16 protein-coding genes are annotated in these 15,880 nt (G+C 31.6%); 14 read left to right on the forward strand and 2 right to left on the reverse strand.

The genetic code is table 11. The features are described 5' to 3' along the window. Nucleotides 1-63: 63 nt before the first annotated feature. The 5 genes from HM985_RS16255 (at nucleotide 64) to HM985_RS16275 (ending at nucleotide 4,911) form a co-directional block, all read left to right on the forward strand. A complete protein-coding gene (locus HM985_RS16255; protein WP_179377272.1) occupies nucleotides 64-555 on the forward strand; it encodes a GNAT family N-acetyltransferase in 492 nt (163 codons plus the stop codon). A 2-nt stretch (nucleotides 556-557) separates the two neighbouring features. Then, entirely contained in the window at nucleotides 558-1,430 is an 873-nt protein-coding gene (gene prmC, locus HM985_RS16260; protein WP_317167144.1) for a peptide chain release factor N(5)-glutamine methyltransferase, read from the forward strand. Between the two features lies 1 nt (nucleotide 1,431). Further along, a complete protein-coding gene (locus tag HM985_RS16265) occupies nucleotides 1,432-2,013 on the forward strand; it encodes an LOG family protein (RefSeq protein ID WP_179377274.1) in 582 nt (193 codons plus the stop codon). Nucleotides 2,014-2,070: 57 nt separating this feature from the next. Further along, entirely contained in the window at nucleotides 2,071-4,065 is a 1,995-nt protein-coding gene (ligA, locus tag HM985_RS16270) for an NAD-dependent DNA ligase LigA (protein ID WP_179377275.1), read from the forward strand. Nucleotides 4,066-4,170: 105 nt separating this feature from the next. Then, nucleotides 4,171-4,911, forward strand: a complete 741-nt coding sequence (locus HM985_RS16275; RefSeq protein ID WP_179377276.1) for a hypothetical protein — start codon at nucleotides 4,171-4,173, stop codon at nucleotides 4,909-4,911. A gap of 25 nt (nucleotides 4,912-4,936) precedes the next feature. Here HM985_RS16275 and HM985_RS16280 read toward each other — a convergent pair whose 3' ends face one another. Next, the gene (locus HM985_RS16280) at nucleotides 4,937-5,851 is read right to left on the reverse strand and encodes a bifunctional metallophosphatase/5'-nucleotidase (protein WP_179377277.1); all 915 of its coding nucleotides are present in this window, start codon (nucleotides 5,849-5,851) and stop codon (nucleotides 4,937-4,939) included. A gap of 3 nt (nucleotides 5,852-5,854) precedes the next feature. Then, on the reverse strand, nucleotides 5,855-6,613 hold the full coding sequence (locus HM985_RS16285; protein ID WP_179377278.1) for a 5'-nucleotidase C-terminal domain-containing protein: 759 nt from the start codon (nucleotides 6,611-6,613) through the stop codon (nucleotides 5,855-5,857). 71 nt (nucleotides 6,614-6,684) lie between these two features. Between HM985_RS16285 and HM985_RS16290 the strand changes: the two genes are divergently transcribed. The 9 genes from HM985_RS16290 to HM985_RS16330 all read left to right on the forward strand — a co-directional run bounded on the left by HM985_RS16290 (nucleotide 6,685) and on the right by HM985_RS16330 (nucleotide 15,824). After that, nucleotides 6,685-7,203, forward strand: a complete 519-nt coding sequence (locus tag HM985_RS16290) for a DUF6913 domain-containing protein (RefSeq protein ID WP_179377279.1) — start codon at nucleotides 6,685-6,687, stop codon at nucleotides 7,201-7,203. After that, complete coding sequence (gene dapA, locus HM985_RS16295; RefSeq protein ID WP_179377280.1) at nucleotides 7,203-8,087, forward strand: 4-hydroxy-tetrahydrodipicolinate synthase; 885 nt, start codon at nucleotides 7,203-7,205, stop codon at nucleotides 8,085-8,087. The genes HM985_RS16290 and dapA overlap by 1 nt, the downstream gene beginning before the upstream one ends. A gap of 108 nt (nucleotides 8,088-8,195) precedes the next feature. Then, nucleotides 8,196-9,008, forward strand: coding sequence for an outer membrane protein assembly factor BamD (locus tag HM985_RS16300; protein ID WP_179377281.1), 813 nt, complete (start codon nucleotides 8,196-8,198; stop codon nucleotides 9,006-9,008). 12 nt (nucleotides 9,009-9,020) lie between these two features. Continuing rightward, nucleotides 9,021-9,347: a DNA-directed RNA polymerase subunit omega gene (locus HM985_RS16305; RefSeq protein ID WP_179377334.1), complete on the forward strand. Its 327-nt coding sequence runs from the start codon at nucleotides 9,021-9,023 to the stop codon at nucleotides 9,345-9,347. 14 nt (nucleotides 9,348-9,361) lie between these two features. Beyond that, nucleotides 9,362-10,582 carry a bifunctional phosphopantothenoylcysteine decarboxylase/phosphopantothenate--cysteine ligase CoaBC gene (coaBC, locus tag HM985_RS16310; protein ID WP_179377282.1) on the forward strand — a complete coding sequence of 407 codons (1,221 nt, stop codon included), beginning with the start codon at nucleotides 9,362-9,364 and terminating at the stop codon, nucleotides 10,580-10,582. After that, nucleotides 10,575-11,462 carry a type IX secretion system protein PorD gene (gene porD, locus HM985_RS16315; protein WP_179377283.1) on the forward strand — a complete coding sequence of 296 codons (888 nt, stop codon included), beginning with the start codon at nucleotides 10,575-10,577 and terminating at the stop codon, nucleotides 11,460-11,462. Before coaBC ends, porD begins: the two co-directional genes overlap by 8 nt. 153 nt (nucleotides 11,463-11,615) lie before the next feature. Further along, the gene (recN, locus tag HM985_RS16320) at nucleotides 11,616-13,268 is read left to right on the forward strand and encodes a DNA repair protein RecN (protein WP_179377284.1); all 1,653 of its coding nucleotides are present in this window, start codon (nucleotides 11,616-11,618) and stop codon (nucleotides 13,266-13,268) included. Nucleotides 13,269-13,401: 133 nt separating this feature from the next. Then, the gene (locus HM985_RS16325; protein WP_179377285.1) at nucleotides 13,402-14,220 is read left to right on the forward strand and encodes an enoyl-ACP reductase FabI; all 819 of its coding nucleotides are present in this window, start codon (nucleotides 13,402-13,404) and stop codon (nucleotides 14,218-14,220) included. Nucleotides 14,221-14,447: 227 nt separating this feature from the next. Further along, on the forward strand, nucleotides 14,448-15,824 hold the full coding sequence (locus HM985_RS16330) for a T9SS type A sorting domain-containing protein (RefSeq protein ID WP_179377286.1): 1,377 nt from the start codon (nucleotides 14,448-14,450) through the stop codon (nucleotides 15,822-15,824). The last annotated feature ends 56 nt before the right edge of the window (nucleotides 15,825-15,880 follow it).

Consider the following 15,880-nt stretch of genomic DNA (forward strand, 5'->3'; position numbering starts at 1 on the left):
ATAAAATTCTTTTTATATGTATCTTCATGCCGAAAATAATTCAGCCTTAAAAATCAAAATTTAGTGCGTAAAGATACTATTGTTATTCGAGAAATTGAAGCCAAGGATAATCCTAAGATTGCAAAAGCAGTTAGGAGTGTTTTAATAGAAATGGGTGTTCCTAAAGTGGGCACAGCTTATGAAGATTCAGCATTAGATTGTATGACAGAAACTTATGAGGCACCTAAGAAAGCTTATTTTGTAGTAGAAGATGAAGATAAAATTATTGGAGGCGCCGGAATTTCGCCTTTAGATAATTACGATGGTAATGTGTGCGAATTACAAAAAATGTATTTTATGCCAGAAGCTAGAGGAAAAGGTTTAGGAAGTGAAATGATGGCAAAATGTCTCAATTTCGCAAAGCAATCAGGTTTTGATCACTGTTATTTAGAAACGATGCCTTACATGGATGATGCTAGAAAACTTTATAAAAAAGCAGGTTTTAAATCTATTGAAAAACCAATGGGGAATACCGGACATTATTCATGCACCGTTTGGATGCTAAAAGATTTATAGTTGTGAGATTATTAGACCTTAAAAATAAATTTCATTTAGAATTAGATGCTATTTACGGAAAGAACGAAGTAGGAAGCTTTTTCTATTTGTGTACTGAACATTATTTAAATGTTCTTAGAATGCAATTGACTTTAGAACCTGAACTTAAGATTGAAAACTATAAAACAGAACTTTTTATTAATGCAATAACGCATTTAAAAGCCCAAAAACCGATTCAATATTTATTAGGAGAAACAGAGTTTTTTGGTTTGACTTTTAAAGTGAATAAAAATGTTCTTATTCCACGACCAGAAACCGAAGAATTAGTCGATTTAATTATAACATCTCACGCAAAGGAAAGTAAAACAGCTAAGCTTAAGATTTTAGATATCGGAACCGGTTCTGGTTGTATTGCAATTTCTTTGGCTAAAAATTTACCCAATGCTCAAGTTTATGCTTTAGATGTGAGTCCTGAGGCTTTAAAAATGGCAAAGCAAAATGCAGAACTCAATAAGGTAGATATCACTTTTATTGAAGCTAGTATTTTAGATTATAATGCTATATCTCAATTTGAAGGCGAATCTTATTTCGATGTTATTGTGTCTAATCCGCCTTATGTTAGAGAATTAGAAAAAGAAGAAATTTTACCTAACGTTTTAGAAAACGAACCTCATTTAGCTTTGTTTGTAGAAGACCATAATCCTTTGTTATTTTACAAAGCCATTACTAACTTCGCAATTCAAAAATTAAAACCAAAGGGTGTTCTTTATTTTGAAATTAATCAATATCTCGGAGAAGAGACGAAAGCTTTGTTAGAAGAAAAGCATTTTGAAGATGTAGCGTTATTGAAAGATTTAAATGGAAATGATAGAATGCTTAAAGGAAGAAAATTATAATATGAAAAGTATAGCCGTTTTTTGTGGAAGTAGTGAAGGTAACGATCCTGAAATCTTAAATGAAGCCTACCAATTAGGAGAAACTTTAGCGCATAAAAATATTACTTTAGTTTATGGTGCTGCTAAAATTGGCCTTATGGGAAAAGTAGCAGATGGCGTTTTAAAGCATAATGGAAATGTTATCGGAATTATTCCAAACTTCCTAAAAACAAAAGAAATTGTACATACAAAACTCTCTGAATTAATTGTTACGGATAATATGCACGACCGTAAAGTGATTATGTATGAAAAGAGTGAAGGTTTTATTATAATTCCTGGAGGTTTTGGAACCATGGAAGAGTTTTTTGAAATCACCACTTGGGGACAACTCGGGTTACACACCAAACCTATCGGTATTTTAAATACCAATGGTTATTACGACGCTTTAATTGAGCAAAGTAAAATGATGGTAAAGCGTGGTTTCTTATCTCAAGAAAATTTAGAAGCCGTTGTTGTAGATAGCACTATTGAAGGTTTATTAGAAAAAATGAATAATTACAAACCATTGCCAGCACCAAAATGGTTAAATAAGGAAGGGCTTTAAATTCTGGCGTAAGCAGAAATTAACCTTTTTAATATTAATAGCACACATCCCTAAAGAATGAATACACAAGAGAAAATAAATACACTTCGCGAAGAATTACGTCAGCATAACTATAATTATTACATTTTAGATGATGCAACGATCAGTGATTACGATTTTGATATTAAATTAAAAGAACTTCAGGCTTTAGAAGAAGCGCATCCAGAGTTTTTTGATGCTAATTCACCAAGTCAACGTGTAGGTGGTTCTGTGACCAAGAATTTTAAAACAACGGTTCACGATTCTAGAATGTATTCTTTAGATAATTCATATTCTAAAGAAGATTTATTAGACTGGGAAGCCCGCGTTAAAAAAATGGTTGATGGTGATGTTGGTTATACTTGTGAATTAAAATACGATGGAGCTTCCATAAGTTTAACTTATGAAAACGGAAAATTATTGAGAGCGGTAACACGTGGTGATGGTGTGCAAGGCGATGAAGTTACAGCGAACATTAAAACGATAAATACGGTGCCTTTGCAATTAAAAGGCGAATTTCCGGAGCGTTTTGATATTAGAGGTGAAATTGTTTTACCTATTGAAGGCTTCTTAAAAATGAATGAAGAACGTGTTGAAAATGAAGAAGAACCTTATAAGAATCCTAGAAATACAGCTTCAGGAAGTTTAAAACTACAAGATAGTGCAGAAGTTGCTAAACGCCCTTTAGAATGTTTATTATACAGTATTATTGGTAATAACCTGAATTTAGAATCGCAATTTGATGGCTTAGAAAAGGCGAGATCTTGGGGATTTAAAGTGCCACAAGAAGCTAAATTAGTACATTCAATAGATGAAGTTTTAGAATACATTAATTATTGGGACGAGCATCGATTCAATTTACCATTTGAGATTGATGGCGTTGTGGTAAAAGTGAATAATTTGCACCAACAAGATGAATTAGGTTTTACCTCTAAAGCGCCACGTTGGGCTATGGCTTATAAGTTTAAAGCCGAACAAGTTTCTACCTTATTAAATGAGATTACTTACCAAGTGGGGCGTACAGGAGCAATTACACCTGTGGCAAATTTAGAACCTGTGCAATTGGCAGGTACTATTGTAAAACGAGCTTCGCTTCATAATGCAGACCAAATAGAGAAATTAGATATAAGGATAGGAGATACTGTATTTGTAGAAAAAGGAGGTGAAATTATTCCAAAAATTATTGCGGTAGATTTAACGCAGCGTCCAGAAAACTCTTTGCCTACAGAATACATTAAGCATTGCCCTGAATGTGATACTGAACTCGTAAGATTAGCAGGAGAAGCAAAACATTATTGTCCTAATTATAATGGCTGTCCAACTCAAGTTGCAGGAAGAATTCAGCATTATATCTCTAGAAAAGCGATGGATATTGATGGGTTAGGAGGTGAGACTGTTACTTTATTAGGTAAAGAAGGTCTTATAAATAACTATTCTGATTTATACGAGTTAACGGTAGAGAAAGTGATTCCATTAGAGCGTATGGCACAGAAAAGTGCCATTAATTTAATAAACGGTATTGAGGCTTCGAAGCAAATTCCGTTTGAGCGTGTGCTTTTTGCTTTAGGGATTCGTTATGTAGGAGAAACAGTGGCTAAAAAACTAGCTAAGCATTATAAGTCTATTGATGCTCTAATGTTTGCTTCTATATTAGATTTAGTGACAGTAGATGAAATAGGAGAACGTATTGCGCAAAGTGTTGTTGCGTTTTTTAGTTCAGAAGAAAACAAACAGATTATTGAACGATTAAGAAGTTTTGGTGTGCAATTAGAAATATCAGCAGATAAATTAGCCAACCAAACAGAAAAACTAAAAGGACAAACATTTGTAGTATCAGGAGTATTTGAAACAATTTCTAGAAATGAGCTTAAAAAGCTAATAGAAGATAATGGAGGCAAAGTGTCTTCGTCTATTTCATCTAAAACAAGCTTTTTAATTGCAGGAGATAAAATGGGACCGAGTAAACGTACAAAAGCAGAAAGTTTAAATATTACTATTGTAACTGAGGACGAGTTTTTGAATAGTCTGAAGTAAATTCTTACAATAAATTATTAGTTTATTCGTTAAGATGTATTTTTATATCGCTAAGATGTTTTTTTTATTATATTTGCTTCATTAATAAGGGATTAATTAATGTTAGTGAAAAAAATTTTAAAGGTAATGCTATTGCTATTAGCGTTGTTCTTTATTTTATTTCAAACTTTATCTTTTGAAATAGAAGGGGCTCTGTTGGGGGCAATATTATTAGTATTGCTTACATTTTTGTATGTTGGCTGGACAGAGCACGTGTCTAAGTTGTTTTTGTTATTTCTAGTTTTCTTCACAATAGGGCAAGTAGTTAGTGTCGTTTCTTGGTATATCCCAGAAGTTGGACTCGATAAAGTTGATGGTGTTTATTTTGGTATAAATGTTCTTTATATAATCGCTTATCTGTTTCTTATTATAAAAATAATAAGTAACATGAATTTAAGAAAGGTTTTTAGTAAGCTAACTTTTCCAATAATAATATTAGTTATATTAGATATTTTTTGTGTAACATTAATATCTAATACGACTGAATATGTATTTAATGTTTATGAATATACACTAGAGTTTACATATAATGGAATCGTGATGGCTTTATTATCTTTTGCTTTAATCAATTATATGTATCGCAATACCAGCAAGTCAATGCTCTTTTTGATTGGCTCTATTTTTATAGTGTTTTCTGAAATTATACAATTAGTTTATTACTACATTTTAAAAGATGAAAACTTAGGATTTGTATACTCCTTGTTTTTTGTTGTTGCTTTTATATTTTTCTATATTCAATCTCAACACAAACTAAGCGATCCTTTAGATGAATATACTGATAATGCTTTTAAGCGTATAGATTCTTAGTTTTGTGTATTAAATAGAGTTGCGATTATACTATTATAGAAGCTCCGTCCGCTGATACTTTTTTACCCGGTTCAAAATAAAAATCTACTTTACCTAGGTATAATCCAAAGCAACCAACCTGATTAACAAGGACATTTTTTCCAATACTATTTGTTTCTATTGTAGGTTTAGGTAAAAAAGTATGTGTGTGTCCACCTATAATAAGATCAATGTCTTTTGTGGCTCTTGCTAATGTAATATCACTAACTTTATCTGAGTTGTTTTTGTATTCATAACCTAAGTGAGATAAGCAGATCACTAAATCACAAGACTCTTCTTCTTTTAAAACACGAGACATATCTTGTGCTTTTCCAATAGGGTCGTGGTAAACAGTTTCTTTATACATGTCTTTTCCTACCAATCCTTCTAGCTTAATTCCTAAGCCAAAGATCCCTATTTTAATACCATCTTTAATGATAATTTTATAAGGTTTAACATGTGTATCCATTACAGTGTTCGAAAAATCATAATTTGCAGATACAAATTCGAAATCAGCATGAGGAATTTGAGCATATAAACCATCTATACCATTATCAAAATCATGATTTCCAATTGTGGCAACGTCATATTTCAACATGCTCATTAATTTAAATTCTAATTCGCCACCATAATAATTAAAATAAGGTGTTCCTTGAAAAATATCACCAGCATCTAATAAAAGCGTATTGGGGTTTTCTTTTCTTATGGATTCAACTAAAGTAGCACGTCTTGCTACACCTCCTTTATTTGCATTTCTTCCATCTTCTGGCCCAAAAGGGTCAATATGGCTATGCACATCATTAGTATGTAGAATGGTAATTTTCTTAGTTTTAGAAGGACTAAAAGATTGTAAGCTTAGACCTCCAACACTTGCTAAAACTGTTGCAGCACTTGATTTTTGTATAAAATCTCTTCTTTTCATAATTTAATCTTCTAATTTTATAAAACGTTCATCTTTTTTAGGATTTATGGTGTCTCTTTTTTTAAAATTATCTATAAGAATATTCCTTATTTTATAATCCAAGACATACAATCCTTCATTTGGTTGAAAGAACGTCATTCCATCACCACCATCATACAAATAGTCGTTAGTTGCAACATAATAGGTTTTATCAACATCTATAGGTTCTCCATTAATTGTTGCAGAACTAATTGCTGAATCTTTATCTAAAATTAATTGTACTTGATGAGATAAAGGATGGGCACGTTTTGCTTTAGAAAGATACTCCATCATTAAATTAACCTGTGTACCTTTTAGTGTCGCTACAACAATAGAGTTTTCAAACGGCATAACTTGAAACGCTGTTCTCGTAGTAATGTTTCCTTTCGAAATTATAGAGCGAATACCACCATGGTTAAGCAATACAAAATCAATATTTTTTTGAGTTCGTTTATTAAAAATACTATTACCTTCACTATATACAGCATCAGCCATTAAATTACCTATAGCTGTATTTAATTGTCCATCAGATTTCGAATAAGTTTCTGGCGCATAAGATATAATACTGTCCATATCTTTATTGAGATGCAACCTGTAAGGTTTTATAAAGTCATCAATAGCCTGATTGGTTTCTAGAGAATCATTAATAACGATTCGTTTCCCCTCAATTTTAGAGATTTCAGATGATGCACAAGAAAAAATGAGCAACAATAAACAGAGTTTTAAAATATGTTTAATAGTCATTGAATAACTTATAAAAGTTTATAATAAAATTATGAGTGCTTTTATTAAATTTGCACAAAGGCTAAAGGTAAATGATTTTAAAAGCATTTAAAGAAAAATCTAATCGAAAATATGTTAACAATTTATTGGCTACGCGTCAATCTAATGTTAATGATGATAAAATTAAAACTGTAGCCGTACTACTAAATACAAGTGAATTTCATGAATTTGAGGTTTTTAGAGTTTATTTTAAGGAACTAGGATTAACCTCGCCAAAGCATGAAATTGCAGCTTTTACTTTAGACGATAAATTAGAACATAACAAATGGAACACACATTTTAGCCCCAAAGATTTTGGATGGAAGGGATCTATTAAAAGTGTGGAATTAAAGGATTTTATTAATGAACCCTTTGATTTGTTAATTTGCTTTTTTAAAAATCCTGTCTTACAGCTCAATGTAGTAACAGCGGCATCGAAAGCAAATTTTAAAGTAGGAATATCTCGAGAAGATGAACGTTTATACGATTTAATAATAGACGTTGACTTAAAGGATATTAATATTTTTAAGCAAGAATTAAAAAAGTACTTAAATATTTTAAATAAATTATAATGACCAAATTTATAGGAACAGGTGTAGCACTAATTACACCTTTTAATGCAGATTTAAGCATAGATTTTGATGCATTAGAGCGTCTATTAGAGTATAATATTGCCAATGGAACAGATTACTTTGTAATAAGTGGTACAACAGGCGAAAGTGTGACAGTAACTCCTGACGAGAAGAAAGAGCTAATAACTTTTATTTCTAAAATAAATAACGGAAGATTGCCTCTAGTTTTAGGTATAGGGGGAAATAACACATTAAGTGTAATAGAAGAAATTAAAGCCACAGATTTTACAGTAATAGATGGAATCTTGTCTGTTACACCTTATTATAGCAAACCAACGCAAGAAGGAATTTACCAGCATTTTAAAGCCATTTCAGAAGTATCACCTAAGCCTATTATTTTATATAACGTTCCGGGTAGAACAGCTTCAAATATGTCTCCAGAAACAACTCTAAGATTAGCAAAAGACTTTGAGAATATTGTAGCAGTAAAAGAAGCGGGTAATAACGTGCATCAATATTTAGAATTATTAAGATCTAAGCCTAAAGATTTTTTAATCTTATCTGGTGATGATGATTTAGCCTTGGGTGTAGCGCTCGCTGGTGGATCTGGTGTCATTTCAGTAATAGGGCAAGCTCTGCCTAAAGAGTTTTCTGAAATGATTAGATTAGGTATTGCACGAAAAGCTAAAGAGGCTTATGATATTCATTTTAAGCTAATGCCAATAACAGCTCTTATTTTTTCTGAAAATAATCCAGCAGGAATTAAAGGAGTCTTAAGTGCGTTAAAAATATCGAAGCCAAATGTGCGTTTACCACTTGTTGAAGCAACTGATACACTAAAATTAAATATAGAATCAGCACTAAAAACTCTAGGAAAAAGTTAAACTTTATATAAATTGATTTTAAGCCTATTTGCAAAACTTACTTTAGCGAATAATAATTTTTTTTTAAATCCGTTAATAATGTTTACTTTTGCACACTGTTTAATATTTATGAAAAGAGGAATTTACATATTATTAGTTAGCATTTTATTTATTTCTTGTAGTGATTTTCAGAAAACATTGAAATCTGAAGATACAGCTGCAAAATTTGAAATGGCTAATGAGCTATACGATGCTGGAAAGTGGAATAAATCTTACAAACTGTTAGATCAAATTCTTCAACAATATAGAGGAAAACCACAAGCTGAAAAATTGACATTTATGCATGCTATGTGCTCTTATCAGTTAAAGGACTATTACATTGCTAGTTTTCATTTTGATAAGTTTACAGATATATATCCTCAGAGTGAAAAAGAAGGGCAAGCCGCTTTTTTAGCAGCTAAAGGCTATTATTTTAACTCCCCAGTTTATTCAAAAGATCAGAAAGAAACTATTGAAGCTATAGAAAAGTTACAATTGTTTGTCAATGGACATCCAAATTCTGAATATCTTAGTGAGGCTAACGAATTAGTTAAAGAATTAGATTTTAAGCTAGAGAAAAAAGCATTTGAAATAGGAAAACAGTATAACAAAATAGGTGGTTACACAGGAGATTATAATGCTTCAATTAAATCATTTAATAATTTTTTACTAGAATTTCCTGGTGCTTCATTAAGTAGCGAGGCTTACTATTATAGATTTGATTCTGCATACAATTTAGCTGTTTTAAGCGTTGACTATTTGAAAGAACAACGTCTTAAAGACGCTATGGGATATTATAATTCCTTAAAGAAAACGTTTCCTAATTCAGAACATATGGAAGCAGCTTCTTTAATGAATGAAGAGTTACAACAACAATTAAATACGTTTACTACTAAAAGTTAGACATTATAAATGATGGATTTAAAAAAGACCGATGCACCAGTAAGTACAATTACTTACGACAGAAACGAAATTGATGCTCCAACAGATAACATCTATGAAGCTATTTCTGTAATTGCTAGACGTGCAGAACAGATTAATACAGACATTAGACGTGAGTTAATTGACAAACTTGAAGAGTTTGCTACTTATAATGATAGTCTTGAAGAAATTTTTGAAAACAAAGAACAAATTGAAGTTTCTAAGTTTTACGAAAAATTACCAAAACCACACGCATTAGCGGTTAAAGAGTGGCTTGATAATAAAATTTATCATAGAAATACTGAGGATCCTCAGCCATAAAATACCAACCTTAGATGTCTATTCTAAAGGACAAGAATATTTTATTAGGCATTACCGCCGGTATTGCCGCATATAAATCTGCTAACTTAGTCAGATTATTCATTAAAGCGGGCGCTAACGTTAAAGTCGTTATGACGCCTGCTTCTAAAGAATTCGTAACTCCACTTACCCTTTCTACATTATCTAAAAATCCAGTATATTCTACTTTTGTAGGAGAATCTGATGAAGAAAAAGATAATGAGGTTTGGAACAATCACGTAGATCTAGGTCTTTGGGCCGATATTTTTATTATAGCACCAGCTACAGCTAACACTATGGCTAAAATGGCAAATGGTGTTTGCGATAATATACTTTTAGCAACTTACCTTTCTGCTAAATGCCCCGTTTATTTTGCTCCAGCAATGGATTTAGACATGTATAAACATGAATCTACCAAAAAGTCATTCGAAAAATTAAGCTCTTACGGAAATAAAATGATTCCTGCAGGCACGGGCGAATTAGCGAGTGGTTTAGTAGGTGAAGGGCGTATGGCAGAGCCAGAAGCTATTTTTAGTTTTATTGAAAAAGATATTTTAGATCAATTACCATTAAGAGGGAAACGCATTTTAATCACAGCAGGACCAACTTATGAGGCTATTGACCCCGTTAGATTTATTGGTAATCACTCTAGTGGTAAAATGGGTTTTGAAATTGCTAGAGCAGCAGCAAATTTAGGAGCAGAAGTTATTTTAGTTTCAGGACCAACTCACGAAACTATATTAAGTAATTTCGTTTCTGTACAAAATGTTATAAGTGCAGACGATATGTATAAAGAAGTACATAAACATTTTAATACTTCAGATATTGCTATTCTATCTGCTGCAGTTGCAGATTATAGGCCTAAGAATGTTGCCAATCAGAAAATAAAAAAGAAGGATCCAACGTTTACTATTGAGTTAGAAAAAACGAAGGATATTTTAAAGTCTCTTGGTGAGATTAAGGAAGACCAATTTTTAGTCGGTTTTGCACTTGAGACCAATAATGAATTAGAACACGCTAAAGGAAAATTGAAATCTAAAAATTTAGATCTCATTGTTCTTAACTCTTTACAAGATAAAGGTGCTGGTTTTGGAGTATCAACAAATAAAGTTACATTTATAACTTCAGCTAACGTTGTTATTGAAAATGAATTAAAATCAAAAACAGATGTTGCTAAAGATTTAATGGACCTTATATTAAAACAAACACATGCGTAACCTCTATTTTTTAGTAGCTTTTTTATTTACTGCTGTAATATCTGCTCAAGAACTTAATTGTACAGTAAGTGTTATAGCACAACAAACAGGTAATGAGAATAACGTAATCTATAAGACATTAGGAACTCAGCTAACTGAATTTGTGAATAATACAAAGTGGACAAAAAAATCATTTGGTCAGCAAGAACGTATTAATTGTAGTATGGTAATTAACGTTACCGAACAAAATAATAATTTATTTTCAGCGACGCTTCAGGTATCTTCTTCTAGACCTGTTTTTAACTCTAGTTATAGTACACCTGTATATAATTATAATGACAAAAGTTTTAATTTTGAATATGTAGCATTTCAAAATTTAGTTTATAATGAGAGTCAATTCGAATCTAATTTAATATCTGCATTGTCATTTCATGTGTACATGATTTTAGGTATGGATGGTGATACTTTTGAACTTAACGGAGGAGATGAATACTTTAGTCAGGCACAAACAATAGCAAATTATTCTCAACAACTAACAGGACAAGGATGGAAATTAGAAGACGGTTTACAATCTAAATTTTCGTTAATTACAAATCTAATGTCTCCAACTTATAAAGCAATCCGATCTACAATGTATAAATATCATATAGAAGGGTTAGACCTTATGAGTGAGGATCCAAAGGATAGTAAAATGCAAATTATTACTGCATTAAATGATTTGCAAAAAACGCACAATGTAAGACCAAACTCTTATTTAATGCGCGTGTTTTTTGATGCAAAGGCAGATGAAATTACAGATATATTATCTGGTGGGCCAAGCGTTAATGTCAGAGATGCTATAGATCTATTAGGTAAAGTAGCACCAATGCATTCTCAGAAATGGAGAAATATTAAATACTAATTTATAATCTTTCTCGAATTCAGCTATCTTTTCTTGAAATCCCGAAGGCAAAAAAAGTTTTATCTAACGTATTAAAACTTTCAAAATTTAAAGTTTTTTTTCATTTTACTAACTCGTAAAATCTTAATTTTACACTAATAAAATTATATAAGATTGCTGACATCTCTTTACATAAAAAACTACGCGCTCATAGATGAGTTAAATGTTTCATTTAATAACGGTTTAACCATTATTACAGGAGAAACAGGTGCGGGTAAGTCTATTCTATTAGGTGGTTTATCTTTAGTTTTAGGCAAACGAGCAGATTTAAGTCAGGTTAAAGATGCCAATGAAAAATGTATTATAGAAGCTGTATTTAATATAGCTAATTACGATTTAAGTTTACTGTTTAAATCTCTAGATTTAGATTATGATGTACAAACTATAATTAGAAGAGAAATTTTACCATCAGGAAAATCCAGGGCGTTTATCAACGACAGTCCTGTAACTCTAGAAACTCTAGGTGTTTTGAGTACCAATCTTATAGATATTCATTCGCAACACCAAACCCAGCAGTTAACTCAAGACGATTATCAATTTAAGGTCATTGATGCTTTAGCAGCAAATAAATTAAATTTAGAAGAATTTTTAAAGCAATTAAGAATTTATAAAAAGTTAGAAAAGTCTTTAGAAGAATTAAAGTTATCTAAAGCAGAATTAATAAAAGAATACGATTATAATCTCTTTCTATCTAAAGAATTAAATGAAGTTAATTTAGAGAAAATTAATCTTGAAGATTTAGAAGCTCAATACGAAGAATTAAATAACGTAGAGATAATTGGAGAGAAATTAACAAGCGTAAAATCAATTTTAAGTACTGAAGATTTAGGAATTACAGACCAACTTAATTCTGTAAAACAAGAATTGTCTAAAATTGCAACTTTTGGTATTTCTTACGAAAATTTAAAAGAACGTATAGCCAGTGTCAGTATTGAATTAGATGATGTCTTATTAGAAATAGACAATCTAGAAGACAAATTATCTTCAGACCCACAAGAGTTAGAGCGTATCAATAGTAAGCTTCAAATTATAAATAATTTATTTCAAAAACATTCTGTTTTAGAGATTAACGAATTAATTGAAATTCGTAACGATTTACAATTAAAGATTAATAATACAGAAAGTTTAGATCAATCAATTAAAGAGAAGGAGCAAGAAATTTTAAAAGCAAATGAGAAATTAGATCAATTAGCTTTAAAAATTCATAAGAATAGAAAAAAAATAATCCCTGTGTTTGTTTCTAAATTAGAAGCTATTCTTACAGAGTTAGGTATGCCAAACGCAAAGTTTAAAGTAGAGTTAAAACCACTAAACCATTTTGTTAAAAATGGAAAAGATAATTTACAATTTCTGTTTATGGCAAATAAAGGTTCTACGTTTAATGAACTTAAAAAATCAGCATCAGGAGGTGAGTTATCTCGTATTATGTTAGCTATTAAATCTATTTTAGCAGAATATATTCAACTACCATCGATAATGTTTGACGAAATTGATACCGGAGTTTCTGGTGAAATATCTAATAAGATGGGAGACATTATGAAACAAATGAGTGGAACAATGCAAGTCTTTGCAATTACACATTTACCACAAATTGCGGCAAAAGGGAGTTCGCACTTTAAAGTTTATAAAATGGATATTGAAGACATTACACATACCAATCTTAAAAAACTAAATGAAGAAGAAAGAGTCGTAGAGATTGCTCAAATGTTAGGAGGATTGTCTATTACAGATTCTGCCATGGCACATGCAAAACAATTATTAAATTGATTGCTGTAATTAAAACGATTAATTATAGTTTGAAAAACGGATTATAATTGCATTTTAATTATAAACATTATCTTTGAAAATTATTCAACACAACAACTTATACTCAATTAAAAAACAACTTAACTAAAAGAAGATGTCATATAATTTACTAAAAGGAAAAAGAGGTATCATATTCGGAGCATTAGATGAAAATTCTATCGCTTGGAAAACAGCAGAACGTGTGCACGAAGAAGGTGGAACGTTTGTATTAACAAATGCACCAGTAGCAATGCGTATGGGGCAAATTAATGAGCTGGCTGAAAAAACAGGATCTCAAGTCATTCCTGCAGATGCAACTTCTGAAGAAGATCTTAAAAACTTAGTAGAGCAATCTATGGAAATCTTAGGAGGTAAAATTGATTTTGTCTTACATTCTATAGGTATGTCTATCAATGTAAGAAAAGGTAAACACTACACTGATCAAAACTATGCATGGACGCAAAAGGGAACAGATGTTTCTGCAATGTCTTTCCATAAAGTAATGCAAACGCTTTATAAAGCAGATGCTATGAACGAGTGGGGGAGTATAGTCGCTTTAACCTATATGGCTGCTCAACGTGTTTTTCCAGATTATAATGATATGGCAGATAACAAAGCATTTTTGGAAAGTGTAGCGCGTAGTTTTGGTTATTTCTTCGGAAAAGATAAAAAAGTACGTGTTAATACTATTTCTCAATCACCAACACCAACAACAGCCGGGAGTGGTGTTAAAGGGTTTGATGGTTTTATTTCTTATGCAGATAAAATGTCGCCGTTAGGAAATGCTACAGCAATGGACTGTGCTAATTATACGATAACATTATTTAGCGATTTAACAAAACGTGTAACACTGCAAAACCTTTATAATGATGGAGGTTTTAGTAATATGGGAGTAAGCGATGCTGTTATGGAAGCCTTTGTAGATAAGCAATAAATAAATCAATTTTTTAAGATAAGCCTTTACATTAATTTAATGTAAAGGCTTTTTTTGTGGGTATAATTTAATTTTAGTAGCATATTATATGAATCGAAAGTAAACTCAAGGTTAAAAACCGCTATTTGTCGTTAATATGTGTGCTTAGTCGATTGCTTGATAGGATTTAATAATATTATAAAGTTTTAACATATTTTTAGAGAATAACTAACTTAAAATATGATTTTATGAAAAAAATTACTTTATTATTTTTATTTGTTTTTGGGCTTTTGTCATTCGGTTATGCTCAAGTTTCACAAAATTTTGCAGCTGATGGAGCTGACTCTGATCCAACGGTATTAACTATTGAAAGCACTGATATTACTGTGAACGGTAGTGATCCAATCACAGCAATTTCATTAGGTGATTTTACATCGCATTACAATGGATCAGGCGGATCTACTGAGTATTGTGGAGTTTGGTATGATTTTGATCTAGCAGTTGTTGGTGGTATTTCGGATGGAACGAGTATTTCTGCAGGATGTGACGTTGATTTTAATGGGATGGATGTTACTGGGTTTACCACGATTACTATTACCTCGAATAATATTGATAACTTTCCAGACATTGTGTATTTCGATATTGATTTAGACGTTACTTTTACTGTTTCTAGCGCACCAGCATGTGATGCCGTTTTAACAGAAACTGTAAATACTGGAGTAAGTGGTAATATTTCATGGTCTGAAGCGACTGGGCAAGTAGATAATTACGATGTAACAGTAGGTACTGCTTCTGGTTTATCAGATGTTTATTTTGAAACTTTAGGAAATGTTTTAACAACAGAAATTGGAGCTTTATTAAATGGTACTACTTATTATGTGACTATTACACCATCTAATTTTATAGGTGCACCGACAGATTGCGCAGAGCAATCTTTTACTACTGTCACATTACCTGACAATGATAATTGTGCAAATGCAATTGCTTTAACACCAGGAGGAGTTTTTGCTGACAACCCTGTTGATGGAACTGTTGCAGGAGCAACGGCTGATGCGGAAGCTGCTTCTTGTGGTTCTGATGGTTCAGGTGTTTGGTATTCAGTAATTGTTCCGGCATCAGGTGATATTACTTTTGAAGTTGGTCCTGATTCAGATACTGGTACAACTACATTTGATTCTGTTATTGAAGCATTCACAGGTACATGTGGTGCGTTAACGTCTATTGATTGTGATGATGACGGTGCAGCAACAGCAAGTTTTTCAGAACTGAGTTTAACCGGTTTAGTAGCTGGAGAGATCGTTTACTTTAGAGTTTGGGAATATGGAGGTGATGAAGTAGAAGCTTTTTCAGTTTCAGCATTCAATGCTACTTTAAGCGTTGGAGATTTTGAAAACGAGGCAGCATTTACATATTACCCTAACCCAGTTAAAAATACATTAACGTTAAATGCTAAAAATACAATAGAGCAGGTAGCAATGTATAACATGTTAGGTCAAGAAGTATTAAGGGCTAATCCTAATACTTTAAACAGTAATTTAGATATGTCTACTTTACAAACAGGTACTTATTTTGTTAAAGTAACAATAGGTAATGTTACAGAAACGATAAGAGTGATGAAGCAGTAATTTGTTTAAAACACTTTATTAATAATATTAAAGCCGCTGTATAGCGGCTTTTTTAT

It is taken from the genome of Winogradskyella wichelsiae (assembly GCF_013403925.1).
GTDB classification, from domain to species: Bacteria; Bacteroidota; Bacteroidia; order Flavobacteriales; family Flavobacteriaceae; genus Winogradskyella; species Winogradskyella wichelsiae.